The 26,581-nt window shown below is 42.3% G+C and carries 25 protein-coding genes and 2 pseudogenes; 1 reads left to right on the forward strand and 26 read right to left on the reverse strand.

The annotated features are described in order from the left end of the window. Positions 1 to 6: 6 nt before the first annotated feature. The 5 genes from HJG39_RS15655 to HJG39_RS15675 form a co-directional block, all read right to left on the reverse strand. Positions 7 to 4,554: an EAL domain-containing protein gene (locus HJG39_RS15655; protein ID WP_268410458.1), complete on the reverse strand. Its 4,548-nt coding sequence runs from the start codon at positions 4,552 to 4,554 to the stop codon at positions 7 to 9. A gap of 271 nt (positions 4,555 to 4,825) precedes the next feature. Beyond that, positions 4,826 to 5,206 carry a lactoylglutathione lyase gene (gene gloA, locus HJG39_RS15660; RefSeq protein ID WP_268410459.1) on the reverse strand — a complete coding sequence of 127 codons (381 nt, stop codon included), beginning with the start codon at positions 5,204 to 5,206 and terminating at the stop codon, positions 4,826 to 4,828. Between the two features lie 276 nt (positions 5,207 to 5,482). After that, positions 5,483 to 5,887 carry a PaaI family thioesterase gene (locus HJG39_RS15665; protein WP_268410461.1) on the reverse strand — a complete coding sequence of 135 codons (405 nt, stop codon included), beginning with the start codon at positions 5,885 to 5,887 and terminating at the stop codon, positions 5,483 to 5,485. Between the two features lie 258 nt (positions 5,888 to 6,145). Beyond that, positions 6,146 to 6,358, reverse strand: a complete 213-nt coding sequence (gene cspE, locus HJG39_RS15670) for a transcription antiterminator/RNA stability regulator CspE (RefSeq protein ID WP_268410463.1) — start codon at positions 6,356 to 6,358, stop codon at positions 6,146 to 6,148. Positions 6,359 to 6,752: 394 nt separating this feature from the next. Beyond that, positions 6,753 to 7,238, reverse strand: coding sequence for a VOC family protein (locus HJG39_RS15675; protein ID WP_268410465.1), 486 nt, complete (start codon positions 7,236 to 7,238; stop codon positions 6,753 to 6,755). Between the two features lie 112 nt (positions 7,239 to 7,350). Here HJG39_RS15675 and HJG39_RS15680 point away from each other — a divergent pair, with 112 nt between their 5' ends. Then, positions 7,351 to 8,238 carry a LysR family transcriptional regulator gene (locus HJG39_RS15680; protein WP_268410467.1) on the forward strand — a complete coding sequence of 296 codons (888 nt, stop codon included), beginning with the start codon at positions 7,351 to 7,353 and terminating at the stop codon, positions 8,236 to 8,238. Positions 8,239 to 8,244: 6 nt separating this feature from the next. Here HJG39_RS15680 and HJG39_RS15685 read toward each other — a convergent pair whose 3' ends face one another. From HJG39_RS15685 to HJG39_RS15785, 21 genes and pseudogenes are all read right to left on the reverse strand, one after another. Beyond that, positions 8,245 to 8,655: a hypothetical protein gene (locus HJG39_RS15685; protein ID WP_268410468.1), complete on the reverse strand. Its 411-nt coding sequence runs from the start codon at positions 8,653 to 8,655 to the stop codon at positions 8,245 to 8,247. 258 nt (positions 8,656 to 8,913) lie between these two features. Continuing rightward, on the reverse strand, positions 8,914 to 9,324 hold the full coding sequence (locus HJG39_RS15690; RefSeq protein ID WP_268410469.1) for an FAD-dependent oxidoreductase: 411 nt from the start codon (positions 9,322 to 9,324) through the stop codon (positions 8,914 to 8,916). 52 nt (positions 9,325 to 9,376) lie between these two features. Next, positions 9,377 to 10,975 (reverse strand): M28 family metallopeptidase, encoded by a 1,599-nt coding sequence (locus HJG39_RS15695; RefSeq protein WP_442781033.1) that lies wholly within the window; start codon positions 10,973 to 10,975, stop codon positions 9,377 to 9,379. Between the two features lie 465 nt (positions 10,976 to 11,440). Continuing rightward, positions 11,441 to 12,043, reverse strand: coding sequence for a histidine phosphatase family protein (locus HJG39_RS15700; protein WP_268410473.1), 603 nt, complete (start codon positions 12,041 to 12,043; stop codon positions 11,441 to 11,443). Further along, complete coding sequence (locus tag HJG39_RS15705) at positions 12,040 to 13,707, reverse strand: methyltransferase (protein WP_268410475.1); 1,668 nt, start codon at positions 13,705 to 13,707, stop codon at positions 12,040 to 12,042. The genes HJG39_RS15700 and HJG39_RS15705 overlap by 4 nt, the downstream gene beginning before the upstream one ends. Before the next feature lie 2 nt (positions 13,708 to 13,709). Beyond that, positions 13,710 to 14,756, reverse strand: a complete 1,047-nt coding sequence (locus HJG39_RS15710) for a radical SAM protein (RefSeq protein ID WP_268410477.1) — start codon at positions 14,754 to 14,756, stop codon at positions 13,710 to 13,712. Further along, on the reverse strand, positions 14,732 to 16,027 hold the full coding sequence (locus HJG39_RS15715; protein ID WP_268410479.1) for a glycosyltransferase: 1,296 nt from the start codon (positions 16,025 to 16,027) through the stop codon (positions 14,732 to 14,734). Before HJG39_RS15715 ends, HJG39_RS15710 begins: the two co-directional genes overlap by 25 nt. Next, positions 16,024 to 16,926: an NAD-dependent epimerase/dehydratase family protein gene (locus HJG39_RS15720; protein WP_268410481.1), complete on the reverse strand. Its 903-nt coding sequence runs from the start codon at positions 16,924 to 16,926 to the stop codon at positions 16,024 to 16,026. Before HJG39_RS15720 ends, HJG39_RS15715 begins: the two co-directional genes overlap by 4 nt. A gap of 235 nt (positions 16,927 to 17,161) precedes the next feature. Continuing rightward, on the reverse strand, positions 17,162 to 17,794 hold the full coding sequence (gene nth, locus HJG39_RS15725) for an endonuclease III (RefSeq protein ID WP_268410483.1): 633 nt from the start codon (positions 17,792 to 17,794) through the stop codon (positions 17,162 to 17,164). A 9-nt stretch (positions 17,795 to 17,803) separates the two neighbouring features. Further along, positions 17,804 to 18,514, reverse strand: a complete 711-nt coding sequence (locus HJG39_RS15730; protein WP_268410484.1) for an electron transport complex subunit E — start codon at positions 18,512 to 18,514, stop codon at positions 17,804 to 17,806. Continuing rightward, positions 18,511 to 19,167 (reverse strand): electron transport complex subunit RsxG, encoded by a 657-nt coding sequence (rsxG, locus tag HJG39_RS15735; protein WP_268410485.1) that lies wholly within the window; start codon positions 19,165 to 19,167, stop codon positions 18,511 to 18,513. Before rsxG ends, HJG39_RS15730 begins: the two co-directional genes overlap by 4 nt. Then, positions 19,167 to 20,264, reverse strand: a complete 1,098-nt coding sequence (gene rsxD, locus HJG39_RS15740) for an electron transport complex subunit RsxD (RefSeq protein WP_268410487.1) — start codon at positions 20,262 to 20,264, stop codon at positions 19,167 to 19,169. Before rsxD ends, rsxG begins: the two co-directional genes overlap by 1 nt. Positions 20,265 to 20,267: 3 nt before the next feature. Then, positions 20,268 to 22,496 (reverse strand): electron transport complex subunit RsxC, encoded by a 2,229-nt coding sequence (gene rsxC, locus HJG39_RS15745; RefSeq protein WP_268410489.1) that lies wholly within the window; start codon positions 22,494 to 22,496, stop codon positions 20,268 to 20,270. Between the two features lie 8 nt (positions 22,497 to 22,504). Beyond that, positions 22,505 to 23,056 carry an electron transport complex subunit RsxB gene (gene rsxB, locus HJG39_RS15750; RefSeq protein WP_268410490.1) on the reverse strand — a complete coding sequence of 184 codons (552 nt, stop codon included), beginning with the start codon at positions 23,054 to 23,056 and terminating at the stop codon, positions 22,505 to 22,507. Continuing rightward, positions 23,053 to 23,637 (reverse strand): electron transport complex subunit RsxA, encoded by a 585-nt coding sequence (gene rsxA / locus HJG39_RS15755; RefSeq protein ID WP_268410493.1) that lies wholly within the window; start codon positions 23,635 to 23,637, stop codon positions 23,053 to 23,055. The genes rsxB and rsxA overlap by 4 nt, the downstream gene beginning before the upstream one ends. Positions 23,638 to 23,785: 148 nt before the next feature. Beyond that, positions 23,786 to 24,466, reverse strand: a complete 681-nt coding sequence (locus HJG39_RS15760; protein WP_268410495.1) for a hypothetical protein — start codon at positions 24,464 to 24,466, stop codon at positions 23,786 to 23,788. 255 nt (positions 24,467 to 24,721) lie between these two features. After that, positions 24,722 to 24,931, reverse strand: a complete 210-nt coding sequence (locus HJG39_RS15765; RefSeq protein ID WP_268410497.1) for a hypothetical protein — start codon at positions 24,929 to 24,931, stop codon at positions 24,722 to 24,724. A gap of 231 nt (positions 24,932 to 25,162) precedes the next feature. Next, positions 25,163 to 25,672 (reverse strand): LabA-like NYN domain-containing protein, encoded by a 510-nt coding sequence (locus HJG39_RS15770; RefSeq protein WP_268410505.1) that lies wholly within the window; start codon positions 25,670 to 25,672, stop codon positions 25,163 to 25,165. Between the two features lie 224 nt (positions 25,673 to 25,896). Then, positions 25,897 to 26,109, reverse strand: a pseudogene (locus HJG39_RS15775) (VF530 family DNA-binding protein); the annotation flags it as partial. A gap of 77 nt (positions 26,110 to 26,186) precedes the next feature. After that, positions 26,187 to 26,414, reverse strand: coding sequence for a hypothetical protein (locus HJG39_RS15780; protein WP_268410499.1), 228 nt, complete (start codon positions 26,412 to 26,414; stop codon positions 26,187 to 26,189). A gap of 55 nt (positions 26,415 to 26,469) precedes the next feature. Further along, positions 26,470 to 26,581, reverse strand: a pseudogene (locus HJG39_RS15785) (IS5/IS1182 family transposase); the annotation flags it as partial.

Consider the following 26,581-nt stretch of genomic DNA (forward strand, 5'->3'; position numbering starts at 1 on the left):
CCTTGCTTAGTTTGCGTGTGCTTTTGTGTCTCGATGTTGAGAATCTTGGTATAGCTCTAAGCTGGTAAAATCTTTCAGTGGTAACGGTTTGCTATAAAAGTAACCCTGAATCAAGTGACACCCTAATTGACTCATGTAACTTAACTGTGTTTCTGTTTCTACCCCTTCCACAACACAATCGAGTTCAAGGTTGCGCGCCAACATGACGATGGAATTCACAATAGCTCGGTTTGTTTTGTTTTCCAAAGCGTGAACAAAGCTTTTGTCGATTTTGATGTAGTCAATGGAGAATCGACTTAAGTAACTCATGGAGGAGTAACCCGTGCCAAAATCATCCAGCATTAATTTAAAGCCTAACTCTCGTAATTCATCCAAACGGCGCAGCGCGATGTCTAGGTCGGCGAGTAAGGTGTTTTCGGTAATTTCCAAGCGTAATACCTTGGGAGATAGCTGATGTTTTGCCAATTGTGAAAGCAAGGTCTGACCTAACCCTTCTTGCAAAATGTGAATAGGCGACAGATTGATGGAAATGTAAAAGTCTGGCACCGTTATAAATTGCTTTTTGTAATCCACAAGGGCTTTTTCAATGGCTTGAATCGTCATGTTGGAAATCAAGCCGATTTCTTCCGCAATGGGAATGAAAATATAAGGCGGGATCAACTTGTCTGCATTAAACCAACGAAGCAACAATTCAGCTCCCACCACCTTATTTTTCTGAATATCCACAATCGGCTGGTAATAGTTAACAAATTCGTTGTTTGAACAGGCATGTTGCAAATCATTTTCTAGCGTTAGTCGCAAATGTGCTTTTTCATTAATGTCTTGAGTAAAGTATTGGAACTCACCTCGACCTTTGTTTTTGGCATGGATCATTGCTAAGTCGGCTTTTTTAATGATTTCACTGGAACAGTTGGAATCATCGGGGTAAATGGCGATACCGACGCTGGAGGTGATGTGCACATGCAAATCATCTAACACGATGGTTTTGGATAACTGTTTTAGAACCGTTTGGGCGATATGGCTGATTTCGTTAATGTCTTTGAATTTATCAATCAAAATAATAAATTCATCGCCACTTTGTCGGGCAACAATATCTTTGTGACCGACACAGTTGAGTAAAATGGAGGAAACCTTTTTCAGTAGTTGATCGCCAATAAAGTGCCCATACAAGTCGTTTACTTGTTTAAATTTGTCGAGATCGATAAAGAGCACGGCGAAACGTGAGTTCTTTTGCTTAATTTTGTTTTCGATTTTCTCGAATAGCAATTGGCGATTAGGCAAGTCGGTTAAATAATCGTAGTGGGCTAAATGACGTAGTTTTTCTTCAGCGTCTTTTTGCTGAGTGATGTCGGAAACCACGATTACATAATGGCAGATAATATTCTTTTTCTGAGCAATGGCGTGTATCTTGATAAGCACTGGTGAGCGCTCACCGTTGGGGACATCAATGACTTCTTCGCCTTGCCAACTTCCTCTGGGTTTAAGGCCCGTAAGAATCTCTTTAAACTCTTGATATTTTTCCTCTCCTAAACTTTTCAGAAGTAATGATAGGATCTCTGGAGAAGGTTTATGCTCCATATTAAATTGTTTTTGGAACGCTTCGTTTGCGGTGACAGGAATGAGCTTTTCATCGAGAATGAGTACCCAGTCATTAATCTGCCTAAAGGCTTCGCCAAATAGCTTGGCTTTATCTTCATTCAATTTGGTTTCGGTGATATTGGTGTAAGTACCAATGACACGGGTTGCTTTTCCTTCACTGTCGTAGGCAATGACGCGGCCAATGACACGGAACCAAGGCCACTCTTTATCCTGAGTTTTCACTTGGTAAGTTGCGTCCCAATTGACACTTTCTCCGCTTAGGAATTTTTCCCATCGCTTTAATAAACCTTGAGTGTCATCAGTTTTTATTTTTTGTATTAACTCTTGCATTCCAAGTTGCAAGTGAGAGCTTTCACCATCAAATCGGCTTGGGATGAGTTCAACGTATATGGTGTCTTTTTCCAACCAGTAATCCCAAACACCGCTGTTGCTGCCAAACATGGCCATTTGCATCCGATTATGACTGGCTTGTGTTCGTTTATGTAATGCTTTGAGTTCGCGCTCTTTCGCTTTGCGGTTGACGGTGTAATTTAAGAACAAAATCAATAGGATGAGCACATAGAACACTTTTGCCGGTGTTGCTAGCCAAGGCGTATTATTCACCACCATTTGTAAAACAAGGGGTTTGCTTTTTATTCCGTGTTGCGCGGAAATAGCGCTGATGGTCAGCGTATAGTGCCCAGGTGACACGCGGGGAAGTAAAAACTCCCCTCCTAGATAATGTTCTAGATGTAATGTATGTGGACCATCAAGGTGAATATTGTAAAGTGTTCGCTCTTGCTGCCTAAATTCTAGCGTAGAAAACTCAAGTTTTAGACCGTACTGATCATAGTCTATTTCTATCGTATCTCGGGCACTGTTGAGAATTTTTGCATTTTTATCGGACAGCAAACTAATGTCACTGAGATGGATTTCGTAGTTATCTTTTTTGAATTGATCAATTTGAAAATGATTGGGATTAAAGTAGTTGATACCTAGCGGTGAACCAAAAGCCAAATAACCATTTTGTAGTTTAATGGAAGAGGAACCATTGAACTCAGAAGAAAGAAGGCCATCGTTGGCGAGGTAAACATCAACATGATTCCGCTCTGCATTGAATTTATACAACCCGTATTGAGAACTTAACCAAATTTGGTTGTTTTCATCGAGTTGTAGTTGGTAAACCTGATCGTTATTGAGTTGATTGTTGACGTCAAAACGATACTTTTCTTCGTAAGTGTCACTATCTAGCCCGATTAAGCCTTCACCTGTAAAGGCAATCCAAAGGATGCCATCTTGATCAATAACCCAACTGTCGACGCTATCGTAAGCTTGACGTTGAAAGTTTTTAACTTTGTAGATCAGATGGAGTTTATCGGTGACGAAATTATATTCGTACAGATGCCCAGAAGTGGTTAGTAATATGGTGTTGGGTCGGTTTGGTAATGCTGCTAAAAACGCCCAACTATAGAAGGGATTTGCTTGCTTATCTATGCCTGTGAGTGCAAAAGCCTCTCCGGTTACTGAGTTATAGCGAAAGTGACCGTCATCGTTGAAGAAAAAGATATTTTCAGCATCTTTAACATGTACACCGTAAATATATTCCGAATAAATAAGATTTCGGTGTTGCTCAGTAACGTAGGGGCGGGATAATTCACCCGTGGATTTATTAAATAAAAATAGACCGGTGCCAGTGTGTACCCACATTTGATTTGGGTCGGACTCATCCCAAAACATATCAATAATATTACTTTCCAAGGTGATACGGCTGCCGCTCTCTTCACCTAGAAAATGTTGAAATGTCCCTTTTTCTAAGTCGATTTTATTAATACCGTTATCCGTTGCAATCCAAATAAAGCCGTCTTTATCTTGCAGTATCTTCCATGTACTTTCATGACTTAATTTAATCGTTGTGGTTGTCGAAATATGTTTAAATCGGGTTGATACATCACTCCAAATTAAAACTCCTTGAGAACGAGAACCTAGCCAAAAGTTGCCAGATTTATCCCGAAATAGGTCGGTAACATTATTGTCGATGGTTCTATAATCTGAACGACTAAATTGGATTAAATTAAAGTATTCGTTTGTTTTAGGATTGAAATGAAATAAGCCTTTATTCGATGCAATTAAAAAATAATCGTCGACTTTTTCAATGTCCCAAACGCCTATTTCTGGAATAAGGGTGCGTGATTTTCCGGTTTTTTTGTTTTCAATATCAAGTGAATATAAACCTGCTTTTGTGCCAATGACTAATCCAAGTTCATTGTCGAGAAATATTTTTCTTACATTCAAATTTCGTTCATTGGAAATATTATCGGGTAAAAAGGGAAGGGGGGAACTATCGCCCGTTTTTTGATTAACCGTGATAATGCCATCAGTTGATGCTGCAATAATGTTGTCTTGGTATGTGAGGATATTGGTAATCCAAGTGTCTTTTTTCTGCCCCTGATACAAGGAGGTCATTTTCCTATTATTAACATCGAAATGTTGAATGCTGTTATTGAGGACTAACCAAATGGCGTTATCGGATGCCTGGATCATGTCAGAAACGACAGCAAAGGGCGTATTTTGTTCTGGCATGATACCGTTGAAGTAGCGTTCTGTGACAAGTGTTACGGGGTTGACACGATACAAGCCGGAAGCAAGAGTGCTTACCCATAAATAGCCTTGGTTATCTAAATGCAGCGCGAGTATTTCTTCTTGATTGAATATGTTATTTGGGCCGGGAATTTTTTTAACTTTGTAGCCATCGTAACGATTAAGTCCCATCCGTGTACCAATCCAAATAAAGCCATTTTCATCTTGAATTGTGCGAGTCACTTCGCTTTGAGATAGTCCTTCATTAGGTGACAGTCTACGTAAGAAGCGGCTGTAGTCCTCAAAGCCCGCATTTGATAATTTAGCTAAAGAGAGAGGCGAAATAATTAATAGAATAGGCAGAAGTACACACAAAATGAGAATTCTATTAATTTTCATCTTGTGAGAGAGAAGGGACTGGTTTCTTTTAAAAATACAATTAATATTCAAAAGGATTTGTATCATTTTTCATTACACTATCACGAGCATGTTATTTTATTTCAACGTTATGTCACTTAAGTATTGTCAATAAAGTGAACTTTCTCCATAAAAAACGTTGAATGAGTATTGAAAATGATAAAACTTGGGATGGTGGTAATTTAATTACTGGGGAAGGATGAGAGAGGAAAACGGTTAATTAATTTCGTTAACCTCTCGCTTAAGGTAAATATTATTCTTGAATTAATTCAATTGCATAGCCATCGGGATCACGAACAAAGGCAATAACTGTGTCACCGCCCAATACAGGGCCTGGTTCTCGATAAACATCACAGCCTTGTGTTTTCATATCTTCACAGACTTTGTAAATATCATCGACCCCCAATGCTAAATGACCAAAAGCGGAGCCATGATCGTATTCTTCTGTATCCCAGTTATACGTTAATTCGATAACCGTATTTTCTGATTCGTCACCATATCCTAAAAAGGCGAGAGTATAGCGATACTCCGTATTTTCACTTTGACGTAACAACTTCATACCGAGGATATTTGTGTAAAAATCGATAGAGCGTTGCAAATTGCCTACGCGTAACATGGTGTGTAAAAAGCGCATGATGTCGTCCTGTAATCAGTGGGTTGATTGACAATCCTAAGCAAATGAGCGCCGAACATTTTGCGCGCTCCAGTCAGGAAAGATAAAGCATCTGTATTATACACCGATGTTGATTATTGTGATCATAGATAAATGCTACGTCTGTTTGAGCTGAAGTTTGTTTTGATGCTGAATTCGCGGGCAAATTAGTGCTAACACTGGTAACACAGCGCTTTCATGTCATTTTCAAATTGTGACGTTTTGTGTTTAATCTTATTTGCTGTTAGTTGTCAGACACTATTTAGGGGGAATAGAGTAAGTACCAGTTGCATGAGCAACAGGGTCTTCGATGTGGTCGGAATAAAGAAATACATCACCAACAGCAAGGGATTTGCCCATTTTAATGAGTCGACATTTTGCCGTTAGTCGCCCATCTGCTGAGGGTTTGCGTAAAAAATTAATATTGAGGTTGGTGGTAACTGCAAGGGAAATTAAGCCAATTTCACCTAGAATTGCAACATACAAAGCTGCGTCGGCCATTTGCATTAATGTTGGCCCAGAAACAGTGCCGCCCGGACGCAAATGCGCATGGGTAATTTCTATGCTGATGGTCGCAGCTTTGTTGCCTACTTCATCAATTCGAAAGTTCGCCTGCGGAAACTCGTGAATAAAAAAGGCTTCTAATTCTGATTTTGTTGCCATGAATCGCGAATCCTATCAATAACCAAGGGACTAAAAATTCTGTTTTAACGGAGGAAAGATGAAATAGCAAAGTTTGATGCCAGATAAAACATAATTGAGGTATTAAGATGCTGCCGTTGGATGGTGATGAAAACAAAAAAGATGCAAAGAATAGGCGTTGTACTGGGCTATAGGCACAAAAAAGGCCGGAAAATTCCAGCCTTTTTTCAGCAATTAAGCGTTTTGCAAATATGTAAAACGCTCAGCTAATAGTGTTACTTACGCAACAACAACGTTAGTTGCTTGAGGGCCTTTTTGACCTTGCTCAACTTGGAATGTTACTGCTTGGCCTTCAGCTAAAGTTTTGAAGCCTTCAGAAGCAATTGCGCGGAAATGAACAAATACGTCTTTGCCGCCGTTTTCTGGAGTGATGAAACCGAAACCTTTCTCTTCGTTAAACCATTTAACTGTGCCGTTTACTGAATCAGACATGATAGATACCTTAAAGTATAAATTACATATATATGCGGTGAATAATCACCAGTGGAGCAATAGATAGAACTCAGCTAACAGGCTTGTGCATATCTATAATCAACTTACAAAGGTGGATAAAGAAACAGAGGCAGTAAAGCAGTAAATAGAGAAAGCTAGTCATAACTAAAGCGAGTTAATAGTATGTGCTTTCTGTGTGTGTGTCTAGTAAATACTGGCCCGATGAGTAATAATTTTTAAAATTTTCGATTAGATCAGCGTTATTTCTGTTTTGATAACTGTACAGTGAAGCGTATTTTGCAGTATTTATGTTAAATATATGCTTTATTATCAATGAGTTAATAAATGGCTGCTCATGTGTTATTGGTATCATTAATTCGATAAAGTGCGGTGATTACTCATAATCACTCGCATAAGTTTCTTCATAGCTATGAGAATAAAGTTCAAAAAGGTTGCCGAATGGATCTTCCAGATAAACCATTTTAGCTGGTTTACTGTCGTCTTCTGGGTGATAACGCATGACATCCATTCTTACTTTTCCCCCATACGCTTCGGTTTTTTGCATCACAGTGTCAAAATCATCAGTTTGTAAGCAAAAATGGAAGATACCTAATCGAGAAAAATTGAGGTCGTGACGTTCATCACGTTGATTCATTTCAAATAATTCGACACCAATACCGTCGGTTGTAACTAAATGAGCAATATTGAAGCCCTCAAAGCCTTCACCAAAAACCGCTGTACACATTCTTCCAATGGCCGTTTCTCGTTCTTCGACCACTTTAGTGTTGTTCATTACTATTCTTAGTCCAAGCACTTTAGTGTAGAACTCAACAGCCTTGTCCATATCACCGACCATAATTCCTACGTGATTCATCTTCATATTTCACCCCTTATGTCATTGTTCATTTGATGAGTGCTATTTTAGGGAATACTGTTATTTTATAAAATTATCATTAATAATTATTTCGATAATATTTTGTTATGAGGTTGGTGTGCTAAATCCAATATGGCTTAAAACATTTGTGACACTTGTTGATACGGGGCATTTCACACAAGCCGCAGAAAAATTATTTATGACGCAACCGGGCGTTAGCCAGCATATTAATAAGCTTGAAAAGGCTTGTGGGCATTTATTGATTACGCGAGGAAAAAAGTCATTCGTTATTACTGAACAAGGGCGTTTGGTATATCGCTATGCAAAAAGCCTTGAACGAAATGAAGAGGCATTAATTGAACAACTGGCTTTTGACGACCCGTATTCAGGAGAATGTACATTAGCGTGTTCGGGCTCGGTTGCACTGATGTTGTACCCTAAATTGTTAGAGGAGCAGGTCAAACACCCTAATATTATTATTAAAATGAAAGCCGCACCTTATCATCAGATTTTGTCGGACATTAAAAAAGGCACTGTTGACCAAGGTATCGTTACGGATATTCCAAATAAAATCTATTTTGAGACTAAAGTGTTAGGGGAAGAAGAGTTGTGTTTGGTTGTTCCTAGCCGTGTTGATACTAATGTGAACAAGGCGACATTGTTAATGAATCTTGGATTAATATTACATCCCGACGCTAAACATTATTTATCGTTGTTTATTGCTAAGAATTACAAGACAGAATTGGGCCAACTCAATATTAACAGTCTCCCTGTCGTTGGTTTTATCAACCAAATCAATCAAATACTTGAGCCTATTGCCAATGGGATTGGCTTTACAGTATTACCAAAAAGTGCAGTGGATAGTTTTCATAATAAGCAGGGCTTACAAGTGATTAAGCCTGATAACACGGTTATTGAAACACTGTACTTAGTAACCCAGAAAAATAGAGTATTACCCGCACGTTTTGAGACCCTTAATAAAGTCATTGATAGTGCTTGGAAGTAACCTTATTTATATCAGCAAATATTTTAGCTCCCACAATGCGATAGCACTCAGCGGATGGTTCGCACCCGCCAGCGCCAAATACCAAGTACCGCTAGTGGTACCCTGATTAAACTCAGTGAGTACGACGCCGGGCATTCTACCCGCCAGTTGCCAAGCATAGTCGATATCCGGTAAACGAACGGCATCACCGGAAAGACGGTCAACTGAGGTAAGCATACGGCTAGCATCAGCCGAATATTTGGCTACAACTTCAATGCGTTCGCCCACTGAAAAGCTGATATCACCTTTACGAGTATTGTATTCGGTCGCCATTACATCTGCTTCTTGCGCTTGGAGGGTCATGGCGAGAAAAAGGCTAGAAAGCGGAAACAGAACAACTGAAGAACCAGAAAACAAACAAGAAGTCTTAGAAGGCATAAAATCTCTCAACATCAACACGTTAAAAATCAGCGCGGATTATTCCTTCTCGTCGGGTCTGCAACAATGTGGCATATTGTCGCAGTTGATGATCATCCGATGCTCAGAGACTCCAATCTTCATTTATTACGAACGCTACACTTGCGGCAGCAGAAACCCCATGTTTGCAAAGCAATCAGATAAAATCGAATAAAGGCTGTCAGCTAGCATGCTAGATTTCTCTTGTTTTAAAGCTGGCTTTTCAACATGCCCTAGTTCTTAGATAAAACGGCCATCTTCGAGTTTAACCGCAGAAATATCCATGCCTTCGCCTATCACCTCGATAACAGGTGAGTGCTCAAACTGAATCCCTCGCTGTTCTAAAAAAAGCTGTTGTTCTGTATCGGGTAAATGTTGCCCCTGTGAAAAGTACGTTGTTACGCCCCAATCGGGGATCATTCCAGCTTGGTGTAAAGACATAGGCCCAGTGGCGATTACGCCTAATGAGCGATTTCGTAATTCATAACCGTGGCAATATGGGCAATGCACAACGGTTTTCCCCCAGCGGTGCTGTAAGCCTTTGATATCCGGTAATGTGTCCCTTAAGCCTGTGGCAATAATTAGTTTTTTGCCTGTCAGTTTGGATTGATTTCGAGCATGAACGCTTTGCTGAATCTCAATTAGAACCACAAAAAAGGCGGCTATTGAATAGCCACCTTTGCCTATTTTCTATGGCAGTGAATTATCTACCCGATGCTTCTCTGGCATCCTTAAAATCAGAATCGCCAGTCCATTCTGGCCAATCCCCGTTGTTGGCAAGCTCAGCCATGATCTGGCCGATCAGGTCTAAGTCCTGCTTGACGCCACCTAGTGTCCAGCTAGAGAAGTAGTCATCGCCGCTTTTGTGATAGCGGCTCGCGATAAACTGCGGATCAGTATCGCCTAGGCTCATGAACAGGTAAGACGGGATCCCCTGACGCGCAGCGGCAAAGTGATCTGAGCGGAAAAATAAGCCATTTTGTGGGCGAGGATCCGGTTTAACATATCGTCCTTGTGATTTTGCCGTCTTTGCCACATAGTCTTCCAGTTCTGACAGGCCATCACCGTATTGCAGCGTATAATCGGTGGCATCGTTAACGTTCATGCCGTCGATATTCAAAAAAGCAACAATATTTTTGGCTGGAATAGGTGGGTTTTGAGCAAAATGCTCAGCACCAATTAGGCCCGTTTCCTCGGCAGTAAATGCACCAAACATCATGGTGCGTTTAAACGGATGGTTCTTGCTTTGCTTTTTGAACACCCGTGCCAGTTCTAGTACACCAGCCACGCCTGAGGCGTTGTCTACCGCCCCATTTAAAATCACTTCCTTGCCATTTTCCGAACCTTTACCCAGATGGTCCCAATGGGCATGCAGCGCCACCCATTCATCTTGCGACTCGGTACCTGACAGCAAAGCCGCTACATTCTGCGATTCTTTATGCTCGATATTGTTGTGTAAGGTGAGTTCTGCTTTCTGATGTAAATCTACCGCTTTAAAGCCGCGTTTGCCGGCGGCGGCTTTCATCTCACGGTAATTCATTCCGGCGGCTTCAAACATCTTTTGCGCCGCGCGCAGTTGCATCCAGCCCATTACACCCACTTGCGACTGGTTGTTGTTATCGTCAACTAACGTGAATTTGGCAGTGGTTCCACCCGCCCGAACGACGCCCCAGCCATAACCGGCAGGCATGGTTTCGTGAACGATAAATACACCCTTTGCGCCCTGACGCGCGGCTTCTTCATATTTATAAGTCCAGCGTCCATAGTAGGTCATAGCGTTGCCGTTAAAAAAGTCACGTTTGCCCGATGAAAAGCCGGGATCATTTACTAAAACAATCACGGTTTTACCTTTCACATCCACACCTTGGTAGTCATTCCAATTATATTCCGGCGCGTTGATGCCGTAACCTACAAAAACAACATCATCATTTAGCGAGATGGTATCGCTGATACGCTGGGTGCGAGCAACAAAATCAGTACCGTTTTCAAACGTCAAATCCCCCATTTTGAGAGAAAAGTCCTGATCGGCCAGAATTTTTGCCAGCGGCACCTTCTGGATGTAGCTGTTGCCAAAAGCTGGCTTTAGGCCGATCTCCTTAAACTGGCTTACAAGGTAGGCAATGGTTTTGTCTTCCCCGGCAGACAAGGGGGCGCGCCCCTCAAAAGCGTCGCTGGCAAGGGTTTTTACATCCTCGCGATATTGTTCAAGATTGAGGCTTTTGCCAATTTCAGATATGGAGGTGGCGGCTTGTACACCACTGACAGCCAGAAACCCACTGATCAGAAGAAGTTGTTTAATCATAAGTGCCATTTTTTATTACTGTACTTGCTGGCAGATTAACGAATGTATCGCAGTGGCTCAAACAGAATAGGGCCAATGAACTACTGTAACGGATAGAATGTAGTCTATCTGTTCTTGTTGGTAAAATTGGTGCCAACACCCGATTCAACCTTGCTCGTTTCCGGCGACTGGCAAGGTAGGGAGTATTCGCCTCCAACGCCAATCGCGAACAAGGCATGATTACGGACGAAGACATTGGCAGCCCCTGTGGCGCCTACATGGAAGTATCCATGGCGGGGTTTGCGGGTTATCTAGGTATAGCAGCCGTGTAACATTAGCTAGTGGTGCAGGTCTTAGAAGAATTCGGTTTTTCTTGGCGTGTTTTTTAATGATGCTTTGGTCAGCTAAAACCTGCTCGACCGCGGTCGACAACCTCTTTCCATTCATACTCAAATTGTTAAGTTCGGCACTAATCTAAGTCTTATATCAACTACTAAAGTTTGGAAATTGAACATAGTCAATATCAATGTCACCAATATTTGAGTAGGTAAATATCATATAGCCTAAGAAATGAGGCCAATCATTTAATGTGAAGTTGGGATTATTAATGCGAGATGCTAAGGTGGCTAAAATAGTATCATGTGTAATCCAAAGATGAGTTCCATATGCTGAATTGCTCAACAGCTCTTTAATTGTATTGAATATATCATTGCATATATGGTCTAAATCATGAAAACCTGCCCACTTTTCTTTGCCTGAAATCAAATGCTGATTAACAGCATCATGCCCTTTATCGAGCCAATGTTGCCAGGCTAATTCACTGTCTTGGATAATAAAGCCTGGGTCGCCAAGAGATTTGCATTGCTCAATATTTTCCACTCTAAAACCTAATGATTGAGCAATTACATTGGCTGTCTGGATACAGCGACCTATTGGACTTGATTTCACACTATGAAGAGGTAGATCGATTAAAGATGCAAACAATTTACTTTGTTCAATGCCTTTTTCAGTTAACATTACATCATTACCCACTGTATTAGAGGGTATTTCAGGTCGTTCAGCATGCCTTGCAACTATTAATTTTTTCATATTATCTTGCGTTTTAATTTCATTATTGTAATTAAACTAGCTTGGTTAATTTCTGCATCAATATATAGGTCTACTTTATCAAACAACGCTTCAAACTGAGCTCTAGTTCTTTCTTCTCCACCAGTTACAGTGAGTAAATGTAAATCACATAGAGAACCGCTGAAGTCATTTTCTTCTCTAATCATCTCAAAAATATAAATAACACCATTAGAATGAAGAGAATCACACGCATTTGATAGAATTTTTACAGCATCATCGTCATTCCAATCGTGAAGAACTCTTGCTAACAATATTTTGTCTGCTTTAAGAGACCAATTGTTAAACAAATCAAATGATGTCTTATTGGTAAATTCGCTTGATTTAACTACAGGTGCTAAGTCGCCCAAAATCACATTACTTTTGGGAAACTGGTTTTGAATCAATAGAGCTAACGTGCCATCGCCACCAGCAGCATCAAAAACGGTGTCATTGCATTCAATATCGAGATTAGAGACTAACTTTTGATAATCTTCTAATGCATAGCTTCTAAGCATTTTATGGTGCTTCTTAGTGTGCTCTTCATTGTTTGCAACTTTCTGAAAGATGTCTGAAGCTTTTACATCTTGCTTCATCAATGTAACTAAGTCATACCACCTTTCTAATAACTCATCTCGATACTCAGTAGCTGCGGTCCTGAGAGATTTAGGGTGCTCTGAAGTTAAGTATTGAGCTTTAGGTGTTAACTCCCACATTTCGGCTTTAAGATCGACAAGACCTAATTCACCCAAAGCGCTTAAGAGACGATACAAACGCGCTTCAATAGTCTTTGTTTTTTGTGAAAGAGATTGAGTTCTTGCAGGTAAATAATCAAAAATCTTTAGTTCTGCTGCTGCCGCAATTGTAAACGTGCGCCAGTAGCCCACCATATCCGCAGATAAACTAGCAAAATCATTAGACTGACTCGATCTTAACTCTCGTTGCAATGCCCCACTTTCATCAATGATTTGTAGAGAGCCATCAAATGTTTCAACCCGCGCAAACCCATTATAAAAAGGTTCGATGCTAGCATAGTATTGTTGGTAGATAGGTTTACCATCTTTATTGATGTGTTGCCAACCAGCCCTGTTTTTAGCTCTTGCAAAGCCTTTATGATATACATCAAGATCTAAAAACCACTGAGAGTGAATGAAATCGCCATTGATATTAATGTGTGTACTAAGCCCATTACTGTGCTGAACAACGGCGATTCCTTCTCTAAAGTCTCCACAATAATGCCACTTGTGTTTGTAAATGGGTTTACCACTTTTATCTATATGATAGTAAAAGCCTTCTTTATTACATACTACCGCTATATCCTGTTGGAAATTACCAACAAAATCATAACGTTCACTATAAGCAGCTTTACCTTCCGGTGTAATATGAAACCAATGGTAGCCATCGACAACAGCAGCCAAATCACAATAAAAACCAAAAGTTCTATTGAAAGTAGACTTATAAATCGCTTTCCCATCACTCCCTATATGAAATGCATTATTTCCTTTTATAACAGGTGCAATTTGGTATTCATTTTCAACTAAATGGTATGATAATACTTCATCAAATCTCGCACTATATGCTTCAGTTCCATCTGGCAAGGTATGATATTGCCCGTCCTCAGAAATAGTTAACTTTCTTAGATTAACCATTATTAACGTCTCATTGTACACTGCTTACAAAGGCTGTTTTCTTTGTAACTATTCATTAATTGGCTATATTTTTTACTCTTAGCTAACTCAGAAAGTGAGTTATTAGAAACTGAACCAAAGTCTCCTAAAGTTTTTCGCTCTTGGTCTGGAGCACAACAAACATTAAAGCGTCCAGTAGGGTCTATCCAAATTTCTTTGCCTAAAAAAGGACAACTCCCATTTGGTGCAATATCATCTAAATTATTTAAGTAAAGTTCAGAAAAGTTATCTAATTTGAAGGGGCGAGACGCGGTTTCATTGTGCCTTGTTACACGCTCTTTACAGTATTTAACAATTTGGTTCCACCTATCCGCAAAAATAATATCATTCCTTAAATTCTCACTAGCTATTTCATCAAAGTGTGTCCACAAATGATGCCCTTTTATTCGGTCAAAACCTAATTCGATGGCCAAATCAAGCATATCGGGAATTTCTTCCAAATTACTTCTGAGAAATGTCAGCTGCATTGTCATTGAACAATAATGTTGTTCGGCCAACTCATCCCTTACAGCAATAAATCGTTTTGCATTTTCGATATGCTTAGATAATTTAGCGCCCAGCATAATTTTACTTTGAGTGTGCTCTTTAGCCCCATTCCATGATATTTTTACGTCGCTACCAATAGGAACAACACGATTTGCCCAGTATTCAACGTTTTGGTGTTTATCAGGGCTTGGAAAGGTGCCATTAGTAGTAAGATTTAATGACAAATTAAGTTCATGACATAAGTCGAGAAACACATCAAAATGAGGGTAGAGCAGCGGTTCTCCCATTGTGGAAGGTATAATTTCCTTAATACCCATATTGGCAGCATCTCTAATAACACGTTCAAGCATATCCCTATCCATATTTGGGCGTAATCTTCTCTGTTGTTTTCTGATTTTAGGGCTATCCGAGTATGGTGAATGATCTTCACACATTATGCAGTTTAAATTGCAGGTATCAGGGTTGGTATCAAGTGTTATACGCCAGAAGTTCGTCTCACTCACTTTAACAACTCCTTGTAGCATGCCTCTAGGTCAACTATGTGCTGGTCAATGCATGGTATTTCACCGTCATCGCTATAAGCGTATCCTTTAGTACCTAGCTCTTTGGCGAACTCAGGGTTATCAACAAATAACTGCATTTTTTTTGCAAGGTCATCAACATTTCTATGCTCAAAAGTAAGGCCGTTTAAACCATCTACAACATATTCTCCCATTCCACCAGTATTTGCTGTTATTACAGGCACTCTAGACTGTTGTGCTTCATGGATAACTAGCGGTGAGTTCTCTACCCAAACTGAAGGCGTTACAATCGCGTCTGTTTTGCTAAATACATCTGTTGCAATATGTTGATTTTTGTACTCTGGCATCCATTGAATATTGTTTTTCTTTTCATCTGGTAAAGTATCAGCAATTGCTCTAAGTGCACGAGTGTCTTGTCCGCGATCTCTGCCCCAAATCCTTAAAACAGCATCACCTTTCAATTGACCAAAAGCGAGAATTAATTGGTGGATACCTTTTGCAGGGATATGCGTACCAATGTACCCAAAAGTAAATGGCTCATCAGTGTTACGCTTTCTACCAGACATACGTGAACGATCAAAACCATAATCTAGATAAATACTTTTTTCTTTGGGTAAACCAAAATCTTTTTCGTATCGGTTTTTAAGGTATTTGGCGGGTGAAATAAACAAGTCTACCTGTGAAACAATCTCCTTCACATGCCTCATTCGTCGCTCAACCCAATTTTCCCAGTACGCAAGATCAAAATCTCGATCATCATCATCGCCAGAAAAATATCGAGCATAACATTGGCGTGCGCACTTCTTATTTTCCTGTCCATCACATGCTGCCCATAAATCATTATCGGCAGAATGCATTTGCATAAATTGCCCTCTAGGACACATTAACCAATAATCGTGGAGAGTGTATACAATAGGAATATTACGTTTTTTTGCTTCAAAAACGAGCGACGTTGAAAGGTGGTTTAGATGTCCAATGTGAACAATATTAGGTTGTAGTTCATCGAGTAGTTCAGCGAATCTCTCATCAATAATAGTTAGGCGATATCTATCTTTATGACGAGGGTTGTTAACTAAATAGAGTTTTATTACTGGCATATCAGCATCATAGCTAACACGAATATCCCCATCAGGTCTGAATGCATCCTCTTCACGAGTAAATACATGTACCTCATGGCCTTGTTTAACAAGACCATGACAAATAGTTTGTGAATAAACTTCAGAGCCTGCGTTATATAGCATTGGGTAACCATGTATTACTTTTAAAATTCTCATGCTACCACTCCTAACTTTAGTTTCTGTTTGAATGCTTCAACCAATAATGAAATACCTTTTTCAGGTAATATATTTGCTTGCCATCCTAGTAAGTTTCTAGCACGAGAGGGATCACCAATAAATTTAGCTACATCATATGCGCGAGAAGTTGCCTCAATGATTGATGATTTACTACCCGCTGCGGAAATTGCGAACTCGGCAGCTTCTCTGAGCGTTGTACCATGCCCTGGTAATAAATGTATTGGTGGTAAATTTCGCTCCCCAGCGTTTAGTAGCTCGATAATTCTAGCAATACCATTTACAGTGTCGCTAACATGGGTAAAATCAAAAAGATGGTCAAAACCATCTACTCTTAAATTTGCACCTAATGCTGCATTTTTACTGAATGCTGGCAAAACACGGTCTGCATGATCTAATGTACATCCATACACATTAGCTAATCTTACAATGGCAGTATTTAAACCTGCTGTTCTAGCTTTTAATGTTGCATCTTCCATATATAGCTTAGAGCGCCCATAAATATTCACTGGTGATAGCGTCATACTTTCAGAAACTGGAAGAGAGTTTGGTTCTCCATACACTTCACGACTACTAGCAACTAGTACCCAAGGTTTTTTATGATGCTCGGCTGCTAGCTTCAATAACATTTCACTTGCAATTGCATTGGTTTGCCAGCACTTTTTAGGGTTGTTTTGTCCCCAGATAACGCGTGATACAGCTGCTAAATGGATAACACCGCAGCATTGTTTCAATGCATTGTTTAATTCGAATGTGTTACAAATATCGCCAGAGTTATTGGCAGTATCGAATCCTGTAATCTCATAGCCTTGTTGTGTTAAAAGAGGTGATAAATGACGACCTATAAGGCCTAAATGTCCAGTGATTAGAATTTTTTTCATTAAGCATTGTCCGTTGATATAGGTGGAAATTTGCTAATTCCTATAACTGCTTTTTTATGTGGAAGTCACGAAGTAACAGAACAGCTCGAGTTTATCCGTGGGTGCATAAACTAAAGCAAAACTCATTGCTAAGCTTTGGGATGAAGCTTTGGGATATTGCGAAGCTTTGAATTTTGTATCAGGCTTTAGCCGTGTAGTATATTCAAATTCTATGCGATCAGATATTGAATTAATATTATTCCGTTTTTTCCTTAAACTCGCACAAATCTTCGATAATACAGGAACCGCAGCGGGGTTTGCGGGCGACGCAGGTGTAGCGCCCGTGAAGAATTAGCCAGTGGTGTACATCAACCTTAAATTCAGCGGGCACAACTTTTAGTAGTTTTTGTTCCACTTGATCGACGTTTTTGCCCATGGCGAATTTGGTGCGGTTTGAAACCCGAAAAATATGGGTGTCCACGGCGATAGTCGGCCAGCCAAAGGCGGTATTCAAAACCACATTTGCCGTTTTCCTTCCAACGCCGGGCAGGGCTTCTAAGGCTTCGCGATTTTCGGGGACTTGTGAGCCGTGTTCTTCAATTAAGATTTTGCAGGTTTTAATCACATTTTCTGCTTTGGCGTTGTATAAACCAATGGTTTTGATGTATTCCTTTAGGCCATCCACGCCCAGCGCATAAATAGCTTCTGGCGTATTGGCAACGGGGAAGAGTTTGTCCGTGGCCTTGTTAACGCCAACATCGGTGGCTTGTGCAGAAAGGGTAACGGCAACCAGCAATTCAAAGGGAGTACTGAAGTTTAATTCGGTTGTTGGATGCGGGTTCGCATCACGTAATCGCGTAAGAATTTCGAGGCGTTTTTCTTTGTTCATAATGCGTGGTTAGTCCGTCATGTTGGCTGCGGTAACGCGCGCTCTTTGGATTTCCTGCACTGCTTCGGGTTGCTCAAAGAGGTTTTCGATGCGTTTATCTAGCACGTTTTTCAGCGCGATAATTAATCCCATTCCTATAAAGGCTCCCGGCGGTAAAATGGCCAGAAGGAAAGGGCTATCGGTTTCAAATACCGTTACTTTGAGCACTTTTGCCCAGTCGCCCAACAGTAAGTGAGCGCCGTTTAATAAGGTGCCGTTGCCAAGCAATTCTCGCATTGCCCCAAGCAGCACCAATACTAGGGTGAACCCTGCGCCCATCATTAAGCCATCCACGGCGGCGAGTTTAACGGGGTTTTTAGAGGCGTAAGCTTCGGCGCGGCCAATAATGGCGCAGTTGGTCACAATTAACGGAATAAAAATGCCAAGGGCTTGGTATAGGCTGAATGTGAAAGCGTTCATGAGCAGTTGCACAATGGTAACAAAGGCAGCAATCACCATGACAAACACGGGAATGCGAATGTCTTTGGGAACGAAATGACGAACTGCTGAAACCGTGCAATTTGAGCCAAGCAATACCAAGGTGGTGGCCAGCCCAAGGCCAAGGCCGTTGATAACGCTTGCGGTAACGGCCAGTAAAGGGCAAAGCCCTAGTAGTTGCACGAGTGCGGCGTTATTTTTCCACAAGCCTTGCCATGTGAGTTCTTTTATTTCTGCATTCATGATGTTGCTCCGCAAACCGGATAAGGGTTGCCGTTCGCGTCAGTTTCTTGGAAAGACGCTTGCCACGACTGCTGTAAATAGGTGACGGCGTTTTTAGTGCCTTTTAACACGGCACGGGGGGTAATGGTCGCGCCGGTGAATTGGTCGAATTGACCACCGTCTTTTTTCACGGCCCACACACTGTCGTATACGTTTTCTGCGGGCAGGTTATTGAACTGAGTAATCCAATCGCTAATACGCTCTTCTACCTTGTCGCCAAGTCCCGGTGTTTCTTGGTGAGAGAGTACACGCACGCCGCCCAGAGTTTGGTTGTCAACAAGAGCAACCAGCATTTTTATGTTGCCGTTGTAACCATCTGGAGAGATAACTTCTGCTGCCAAGGCAAACGGCTGACCATCCATTCTTGCACGGTAAACACGCATCGCTTGACGTGCAGACAAACGTTCATCCGACACTAATATGCAATCGTTGCTTAACCCGTTGTTGTATCCAGATTCAGGAATGATTTTATTTAGCGTGCTAAGCAGTTTGGCTTGTTCCTGCTCTGCAATTTTGCCTTTAGTGAGCGTATGAGTAAGGGCAATTAGGCCAGAAGTGGCCAGCGCAAATGCACCTAATAACCAACCATGTTTAACAATCACATTGGAAAGCATTATTCTGCGCCTCCATTTTGATTATTAAGCGAATGCGTGCGCTGTTTATCGTGACCATAAGCCTTCGGCTTGGTGTAATAATCAATCACTGGCACTGCCATATTCATGATGACTACCGCAAAAGCGATGGCGTCGGGATAGCCGCCCCAGTTACGGATAATGTAAACCCACAAACCAATACTGGCGCCGAAAATGATGCGTCCTTTATTGCTGGTGGCAGCGGTTACTGGGTCTGTCGCGATGAAAAACGCGCCCATAATCATACTGCCGCTGACTAAATGAAAAACGGGGGAGGCGAAATGATCGGCATCCACAAGATAGAAGACACTGGCGATAACCACTAAACCACCCAGCATGGAAAGCGGAATATGCCAAGAAATCACACGTTGCTGTAATAACACTAAGCCACCAAGCAAGTAGGATAAACTCACCCATGTCCATGGGTTGAAACCGTTAATGCTAGTGAATTGCGCGGCGCTGAAGGCTTCCGTTAGGGTTTGGTTATGGTTCAATGCGGTTTTCACTTCATCTAATGGTGTGGCCATGGTGAAGCCATCTATTCCTGCGCGCATTTGGGTAACGCTAAAGCCTTCTTCACTGAATTGGGTGAAAATAATCGAGATGATGTCCATCATGCTTTGGTTTTGTTCGGCTAATTGAGCTGGCGGTGTCCACGCGGTCATTTGCACCGGAAATGACACCAGCAGGGCGACATATGCGGCCATAGCGGGGTTAAACAAGTTAAAGCCCAATCCACCGTAAAGTTGTTTCACAAAAGCAATAGCGAAGAAGCTGCCAATGACCGTTACCCACCACGGCGCAAAAGGGGGAATGGATATGGCGAGTAATAGCGCAGTAAGCAGCGCGGAGCTATCTTTAATCGCCAATTCAATATTGCGCTTGCGCAGCTCTAAAATACAGGCTTCGGTAACAACGGCAACGGTGCAGGCAATCGCCACATGAATTAACGTACCCCAACCAAAAAAGTAGGTTTGGGCGGCAATGCCGGGAACAGTGCAGAGCATGACTAAACGCATAATTGTGGCAGTGCTGCGTTTTACATGTTGATGCGGTGAGCTTGTCATAAACAGTGACATGAATTAGTGCTCTCCTGAATTTGACGAATTATTTTGGTGTTCTTGTTGTGCTTTGGCTTTGTCTCGCTCAGCTTTACGGGCTTTTGCCTTGGCTACGGCGGCGGCAACGCGCTTTTGGCGCTCCTCCTCGGTTTCATTTGCGCTTGGCTTTTGAGTCACTTTAGGCGTTGACGCATCTTTAACCGGTGTTTCTTGTGAAGCCGTTACTTCTGTTTTCGGCGCGGGTTTTTCCTTAACGGAGGCCGTTTCTGCGGTGAGTTTATTCGCGTCTTCCTTCGCTGCTTGTTCTTTTTCTAATTTACGAGCTTTCGCTCTTGCGATAGCGGCGGCAACGCGTTCATCTTTTGATTGCCCGGTAGTTGGTTCTGGCGTTGATTTGCCAGCACTTTCATTTGCTCGATTATCGTCAGTCTTCTCGCTTGAATTTGTCGCTGGCGCATCATCTTGAGCATTTTGCGCTGCCTTTTTGGCCTTGGCTCTTGCGATAGCGGCGGCAACGCGTTCATCTTTTGATTGCCCGGTAGTTGGTTCTGGCGTTGATTTGCCAGCACTTTCTTTTGCTCGATTATCGTCAGTCTTCTCGCTTGAATTTGTTGCTGGCGCATCATCTTGAGCATTTTTCGCCGCCTTTTTAGCCTTGGCTCGAGCAATAGCCGCAGCGACTTTATCGCTTTTGTTTTCAACGGGCGCACTTTGCGGTGACGCTTCTTGTGAAGCGTTATCGACTTCTTGAGTTTGATTACGCGCTTCTCTTGCTGCTTTAGCTTGTTCTCGGGCTTTTGCTGACTGCAAACGCTTTTCTTCACGTTCTTGTTTTTCTCGTTCCAAACGTTCCTGACGCGCATTAAAACGGGCTTTGGAGCGATCCGACTTTTCCTTTTCTTCTTGCGCTATTTTGATGTCGGCTTTTGCCGTACGATAGTAGTGAACCAGTGGAATATTGCTTGGGCAAACAAAGGCACAGGCACCGCATTCAATACAATCGGCAAGATTAAACGCCTGCGCTTTCTCGAGTTCACCGGACTTAGCGTGCCAGTACAGTTGTTGTGGCAATAAACCGGCTGGGCAGGCATCGGCGCATGCGCCACAGCGAATACATGGCATTTCGTCTTGCGGTAATGGCAACTCTTTGTTTGCTGGCACTAATAAGCAGTTGCTAATTTTTACAATCGGCACCTTGGTGGACGCCGCAGTAAAGCCCATCATCGGGCCGCCAATAATCACGCGCGGGGCTTTTTGTTTTTTTGCTTGATACTGCGCCACCTCAAGCAAGTGTGAAATCGGTGTGCCGATTAATCCCCACACATTTTGCGGCGCTTTGAGCGCTTTACCGGTAAGCGTAACAACACGTTGAATTAACGGCTTCCCGGCAAACACCGCATCGGCAATGGCAAAACAAGTGCCAACGTTTTGCATCACAATACCCACATCAATAGGATGTTTGTCCTTGGGAATTTGCTGGCCTGTTAGCACTTCTATCAGTTGCTTTTCGCCGCCAGCGGGGTATTTCGTGGGCACCGAAGTCACCAGATAATTATCGGCATCCTGACAGGCTACTTGCATGGCTTGAATGGCTTCAGGCTTATTATCTTCAATCGCAATAATGGCAAATTCGGGTTGCAGCAAATGCATCAATACATCAATGCCTTGCCTTACTTGCCAAGCATGCTCTCGCATAAGGCGATCGTCCGAAGTAATATACGGTTCGCACTCAATGCCGTTAATGACTAAGTAATGAATAGGCTTTTCTGAACCTACTTTGATATGTGTTGGAAAGCCTGCGCCACCCATGCCGGAAATTCCCGCGTTACATAGGTGTTCAACCACGGTTGCTTTTGGCAACGTTTGGTAGTCGCTCAATGGCGACAAATCGCACCACTTTTCCAATCCATCAGGTTTCAGTATGACGGTGGTTTCGGGCTTGCCGGAAGGATGGGCTGAAACATGTTCGTCAATGGCGACAATTTCACCGGAAGTTGAGGCGTGGATAGGAACGGCAAAGGGGTTGGTACTGTGCGTAAGCGCTTGTCCTTTCAACACTTTATCGCCTACGCCAACGTTGAGTTTGCCTTCTACACCAATGTGCTGCTTCAATGGAATATAGAGTGTTTCCGGTAAGCCGACTTCGGCAATTTCATGCTTATTCGATAACGACTTAAACTGTTTGGGATGGACGCCGCCAGCAAAGTCCCAAAGTCGGTTTTGTTTGATCCTGTCAATAATACTGTTCACGGGTTTACCTACTTAACCTGTTTGACGGGAATACTGTCTAACTGCCAGCGCCAATGTTTGCTGTCTTCTTTCACTGGCACCATATCGATACAGTCAACGGGGCAGGGGGCAACGCACAGATCGCAGCCGGTACATTCATCAATAATCACGGTGTGCATTTGCCGGGTTGCGCCGACAATGGCGTCAACCGGGCAGGCTTGAATACACTTAGTGCAGCCAATGCATTCATCTTCTCGAATATAAGCGACTTTTTTAACATCTGCCTCGCCGTGAGCTTCATTAAGTGGTTTGGCTTCAACGCCTAACAAATTAGCAATATTCTTGATGGTGGCGTCGCCGCCCGGAGGGCATTTGTTAATTTCTTCGCCGTTTGCAATAGCTTCTGCGTAAGGTTTACAACCGGGATAACCACATTGACCGCATTGAGTTTGTGGCAAAAGTTCGTCAATTTGCTCAACAATGGGGTCGCCTTCCACCTTAAAGCGAATACCGGCAAAACCAAGTAATGCGCCAAATAGCAGGGCGAGTATGGCAATGGCAAAAATAGCAAATAACGTCATGGCAATGTCACCAAACCTGTGAAGCCCATAAAGGCCAAACTCATTAACCCTGCCGTGACCATGGCGATGGCTGTGCCTTTAAAGGGGGTGGGAACATCGGCAACCGCTAGGCGTTCGCGAAGTGCAGAAAAGAGGACCAATACAAGGGAAAAGCCAGCAGCCGCGCCAAATCCATACACAATGGATTCAACAAAATTGTGCTGCTTGTTGACGTTTAGCAACGCCACGCCAAGTACGGCGCAGTTGGTGGTAATCAATGGTAAGAAAATACCGAGTAAACGGTATAAAACAGGGCTGGTTTTGTGGACAACTAATTCAGTAAATTGCACCACAACGGCAATCACTAAAATAAAGCTTAAGGTGCGCAAATATTGAATTTCCAGTGGAGCCAAAATGTATTGCTCCACTAAATAGCTACACATGGAGGCAATGGTCAGCACAAAGGTGGTTGCCATCGACATGCCAATCGCTGTTTCTAACTTGCCGGAGACGCCCATAAACGGACACAGCCCAAGAAACTGTACCAAGACAAAGTTATTCACTAAAACAGTGCTAATAAGGAGAAGAAGAAATTCAGTCATTAAACGTTAAATACTGCTGTTGAAAAAGTTTGCGCAAATGCGCGGTATTATCCTTGAGCCACACAGGTGACGCAAGGGAGAGGCGAGTTTTCTTGGTAAATAAAGTGAAACTCGCCTTAAGTGAAACGTGCTGAGCTGAATATATTACTCAATCCCCTGTTTTTATAGGGAAATTACTCGGGCACGGATGCGCTTTGGTACGATTGTCACACACTTGAATGCGGTTTACATAATCTAGCCATGTTTGCCATTGCTTAGGCTTAGGTGGCGTGCGGAAAATGCGCTTGAATAAATAATGGGAGTCATTGCCTAAAATGCTTTTGTGGAGGGTTTTAATATACAAGCCCGCACCGATTTCACATTCAGAAAACCATGTTAATTGTGGATACCCATTTTGCTGATGATCAGAAAGCACTTGGCTTTGAAAGTGCTCATCACAACTGGCTTTGCCTAGGTTGTCGTCGTTGGCTTTTAGTGTTTCCAAGGATGCGTTAGCGACATCCCGCATCACGAACGTTTGCACCATATCTTGCGAAGCATCTTTGTTCCAGCGGGTTTCAATGATGTTGCCTGATTCGGTTTCATGTTGGGTTACTTGCCAATCGCTTTCGGGTAATGGAAGTGGTTGAATGAGCGTTTCACCCTTGAAATTCTCGTAAGGATTATTGGCACAGCTTGCTAAAACGGTAAGCGCAAACAAGGCGGCAAATAGCTTGCTGGGCGCTACGGTCGCTATAGCCGAGTGGTTCTTCGGTAAGCGGAAACGGTTTGTATGTTTTTGCAAAGTCGGCGTTTTGTTAAATGGGCGTCTTATCAATGAAATCAACATTAGGCTCCTTAACCTTGTTGGACTGCGCGGGAAATGGGGTTGGAATACGTCATGCTTGCGTAGTAAACAAGTGTTTTGCACTTGATGCAATAGGAAGTTGTCACGCGCAGCGGGTTTGCTGATTTATGTTAGCGGCTTCTTTGCTCGTGCTAACGGGTGCTTATCAATAGCGTTTATTGGTTTTCAAACGTACACGAAAACGTGGGTTGTAAATTCAATCCACACCTTCTTGGGCTGAGGGCTTAATAGGCAAAACTATACCGAGTTGCCTATCACATTGCCTTTATCACCCGGCACGGTGGTTTTTTTCATTTGAGTTTTTTCGTTTGATGCGGCTTCATTCGAGTTTTTGCTATTGCCGTTACTTGCACAACCCGAAATCAAAAATAAGGTGGCGATTGACGCCATCATCACGGAAGTCATTCTCGCCGTGCTGCGCTTTGTGAGTTGCGTTTGTATTGTCATTTTTCTACCTAAGTTTCTTTATTTTATGGCAGGTTATTTACCTATATATTGTTATTTAAGCCAGCGTACTTGCGTTTTGCACCCTAACGCCAAGACGTAATTAAATGGTAGACAGTTCCAAAATGTTTTGGCTTTTGGGAAGGTGTTTGAGGGGAATTCTTACTCGTAATATAGCGAGGAAAGCCAATTGGGAATAGTAGGCACATACCCTCTTCCCATTTTATCCTGCCCTTAAAGCAGCAACGCTCCCTCAATCGGGTAATATGCAGTAGCGGCATTAATTAGCGAGGCGGAAGTTAGGGCTTTGACACCATATACTTCTACACGCTTGTTTTTGCTTAGGCGGAGCTTGTTGGCAAGCAAATCGAAATCACCATCGCCGGACACTAAAACAATGATGTCGGCTTGTTCGGCGTATTCTAGTGCATCTATAGTGATGCCAACATCCCAATCGCCTTTGGCTGAGCCATCCGAACGTTGAATGAAAGGCTTGAGTTTGACTTCAAAGCCGATGGCTCGAAGAATATTTTGGAATTCTTTTTGTTTTTGGTCGCCTCGGTCAATAGCGTAAGCAAAGGCTTGAGTGACGTTTCGATTGTGGGTTGCTAGCGCCCAAAATTGGTTGTAATCAAAATTACGTTTGTGAATTTGGCGCGTGGTGTAATACACGTTTTGCACATCCACAAAAATAGCAACGTTTGGTGTATTTTCAGCTTGCTCTACTCTGGCTTCAAGGTTCATTTGTTCAGGGCTCATCTATTCATGGTCCAAACGTTAGTGGGGGGGGGGTTGCTCGTTTTTGAATCTGATTTTTTTGATTCTGCTTTCTTTGCATCTGTACGATCGGAATCCGGCCACTTAGGCTTATTAGCAACTGAAGATTGGTATGGGGATTTTTCCGCTTTTGGCATTGACGATTTTTTATCAAAGCGCGGGCGCTGAGGCGGGGGCGTTGAGCTTGCGGATGCAAAGGTGTGAATGTAAAGTGCTTCTACTTTGTCTCGCGCCCATTGGGTTTTACGCAAAAATTTTAATGCAGATTTGATACTTGGATTGCTCACAAAACAATTCACGCGAATACGAGCATAAAGGCCATCCCAGCCGAATTTATCCTGTAACTTGGTGAGGATAGTTTCAAGGGTTAACCCGTGTAGCGGATTGTTTGGCTGTTCGGACATAAATCTTAATTCCACAGAAATACGTTGCGCTAAAATTGGCAGCAGAGTATCAGATGCGCGTCGATGAAGCGATGTTATCACGCATGTTGACGCACAATTTCCAAGAACGTTTGATCGTGATGAGCAATATTTATTGCATCCCATTCAATTACACCCCATTGCACAGGTTTCCGGCTTTCTCTGTATATGAAATTACTAAAATGAATGGGCTCAGGATACTCAACGGAATCTGTAAATCCTAATTTGCCATAAATGTGTTTTATTGCGCCATTGCTCACATCATAAAGGCCAAATGCGCGTTGCACTGGCTCTGTTGATCAATTCACTCCATAGACAAAACATCAGTAATACAGCCCTATTTCAGGCCACTTTGTAGGTTTCAGTCATACCTATCTTGGTAAGTTTGTTCATTGCTTTAATAGCTGCCATTGTTTCTGCAATCTGTGAATTGTAATGCCTTAAGCTCAGTTTA

This window comes from Alteromonas sp. a30 (assembly GCF_026788005.1).
Taxonomy (GTDB): Bacteria; Pseudomonadota; Gammaproteobacteria; order Enterobacterales; family Alteromonadaceae; genus Paraneptunicella.

Coding starts and splice junctions, on each gene's coding strand:
- HJG39_RS15655 (WP_268410458.1), bottom strand. CDS start 4,554: ATGAAAATTAATAGAATTCTCATTTTGTGTGTACTTCTGCCTATTCTA.
- gloA (WP_268410459.1), bottom strand. CDS start 5,206: ATGCGCTTTTTACACACCATGTTACGCGTAGGCAATTTGCAACGCTCT.
- HJG39_RS15665 (WP_268410461.1), bottom strand. CDS start 5,887: ATGGCAACAAAATCAGAATTAGAAGCCTTTTTTATTCACGAGTTTCCG.
- cspE (WP_268410463.1), bottom strand. CDS start 6,358: ATGTCTGATTCAGTAAACGGCACAGTTAAATGGTTTAACGAAGAGAAA.
- HJG39_RS15675 (WP_268410465.1), bottom strand. CDS start 7,238: ATGAAGATGAATCACGTAGGAATTATGGTCGGTGATATGGACAAGGCT.
- HJG39_RS15685 (WP_268410468.1), bottom strand. CDS start 8,655: ATGCCTTCTAAGACTTCTTGTTTGTTTTCTGGTTCTTCAGTTGTTCTG.
- HJG39_RS15695 (WP_442781033.1), bottom strand. CDS start 10,975: ATGATTAAACAACTTCTTCTGATCAGTGGGTTTCTGGCTGTCAGTGGT.
- HJG39_RS15700 (WP_268410473.1), bottom strand. CDS start 12,043: ATGAAAAAATTAATAGTTGCAAGGCATGCTGAACGACCTGAAATACCC.
- HJG39_RS15705 (WP_268410475.1), bottom strand. CDS start 13,707: ATGGTTAATCTAAGAAAGTTAACTATTTCTGAGGACGGGCAATATCAT.
- HJG39_RS15710 (WP_268410477.1), bottom strand. CDS start 14,756: ATGCTACAAGGAGTTGTTAAAGTGAGTGAGACGAACTTCTGGCGTATA.
- HJG39_RS15715 (WP_268410479.1), bottom strand. CDS start 16,027: ATGAGAATTTTAAAAGTAATACATGGTTACCCAATGCTATATAACGCA.
- HJG39_RS15720 (WP_268410481.1), bottom strand. CDS start 16,926: ATGAAAAAAATTCTAATCACTGGACATTTAGGCCTTATAGGTCGTCAT.
- nth (WP_268410483.1), bottom strand. CDS start 17,794: ATGAACAAAGAAAAACGCCTCGAAATTCTTACGCGATTACGTGATGCG.
- HJG39_RS15730 (WP_268410484.1), bottom strand. CDS start 18,514: ATGAATGCAGAAATAAAAGAACTCACATGGCAAGGCTTGTGGAAAAAT.
- rsxG (WP_268410485.1), bottom strand. CDS start 19,167: ATGCTTTCCAATGTGATTGTTAAACATGGTTGGTTATTAGGTGCATTT.
- rsxD (WP_268410487.1), bottom strand. CDS start 20,264: ATGTCACTGTTTATGACAAGCTCACCGCATCAACATGTAAAACGCAGC.
- rsxB (WP_268410490.1), bottom strand. CDS start 23,056: ATGACGTTATTTGCTATTTTTGCCATTGCCATACTCGCCCTGCTATTT.
- rsxA (WP_268410493.1), bottom strand. CDS start 23,637: ATGACTGAATTTCTTCTTCTCCTTATTAGCACTGTTTTAGTGAATAAC.
- HJG39_RS15760 (WP_268410495.1), bottom strand. CDS start 24,466: ATGTTGATTTCATTGATAAGACGCCCATTTAACAAAACGCCGACTTTG.
- HJG39_RS15765 (WP_268410497.1), bottom strand. CDS start 24,931: ATGACAATACAAACGCAACTCACAAAGCGCAGCACGGCGAGAATGACT.
- HJG39_RS15770 (WP_268410505.1), bottom strand. CDS start 25,672: ATGAACCTTGAAGCCAGAGTAGAGCAAGCTGAAAATACACCAAACGTT.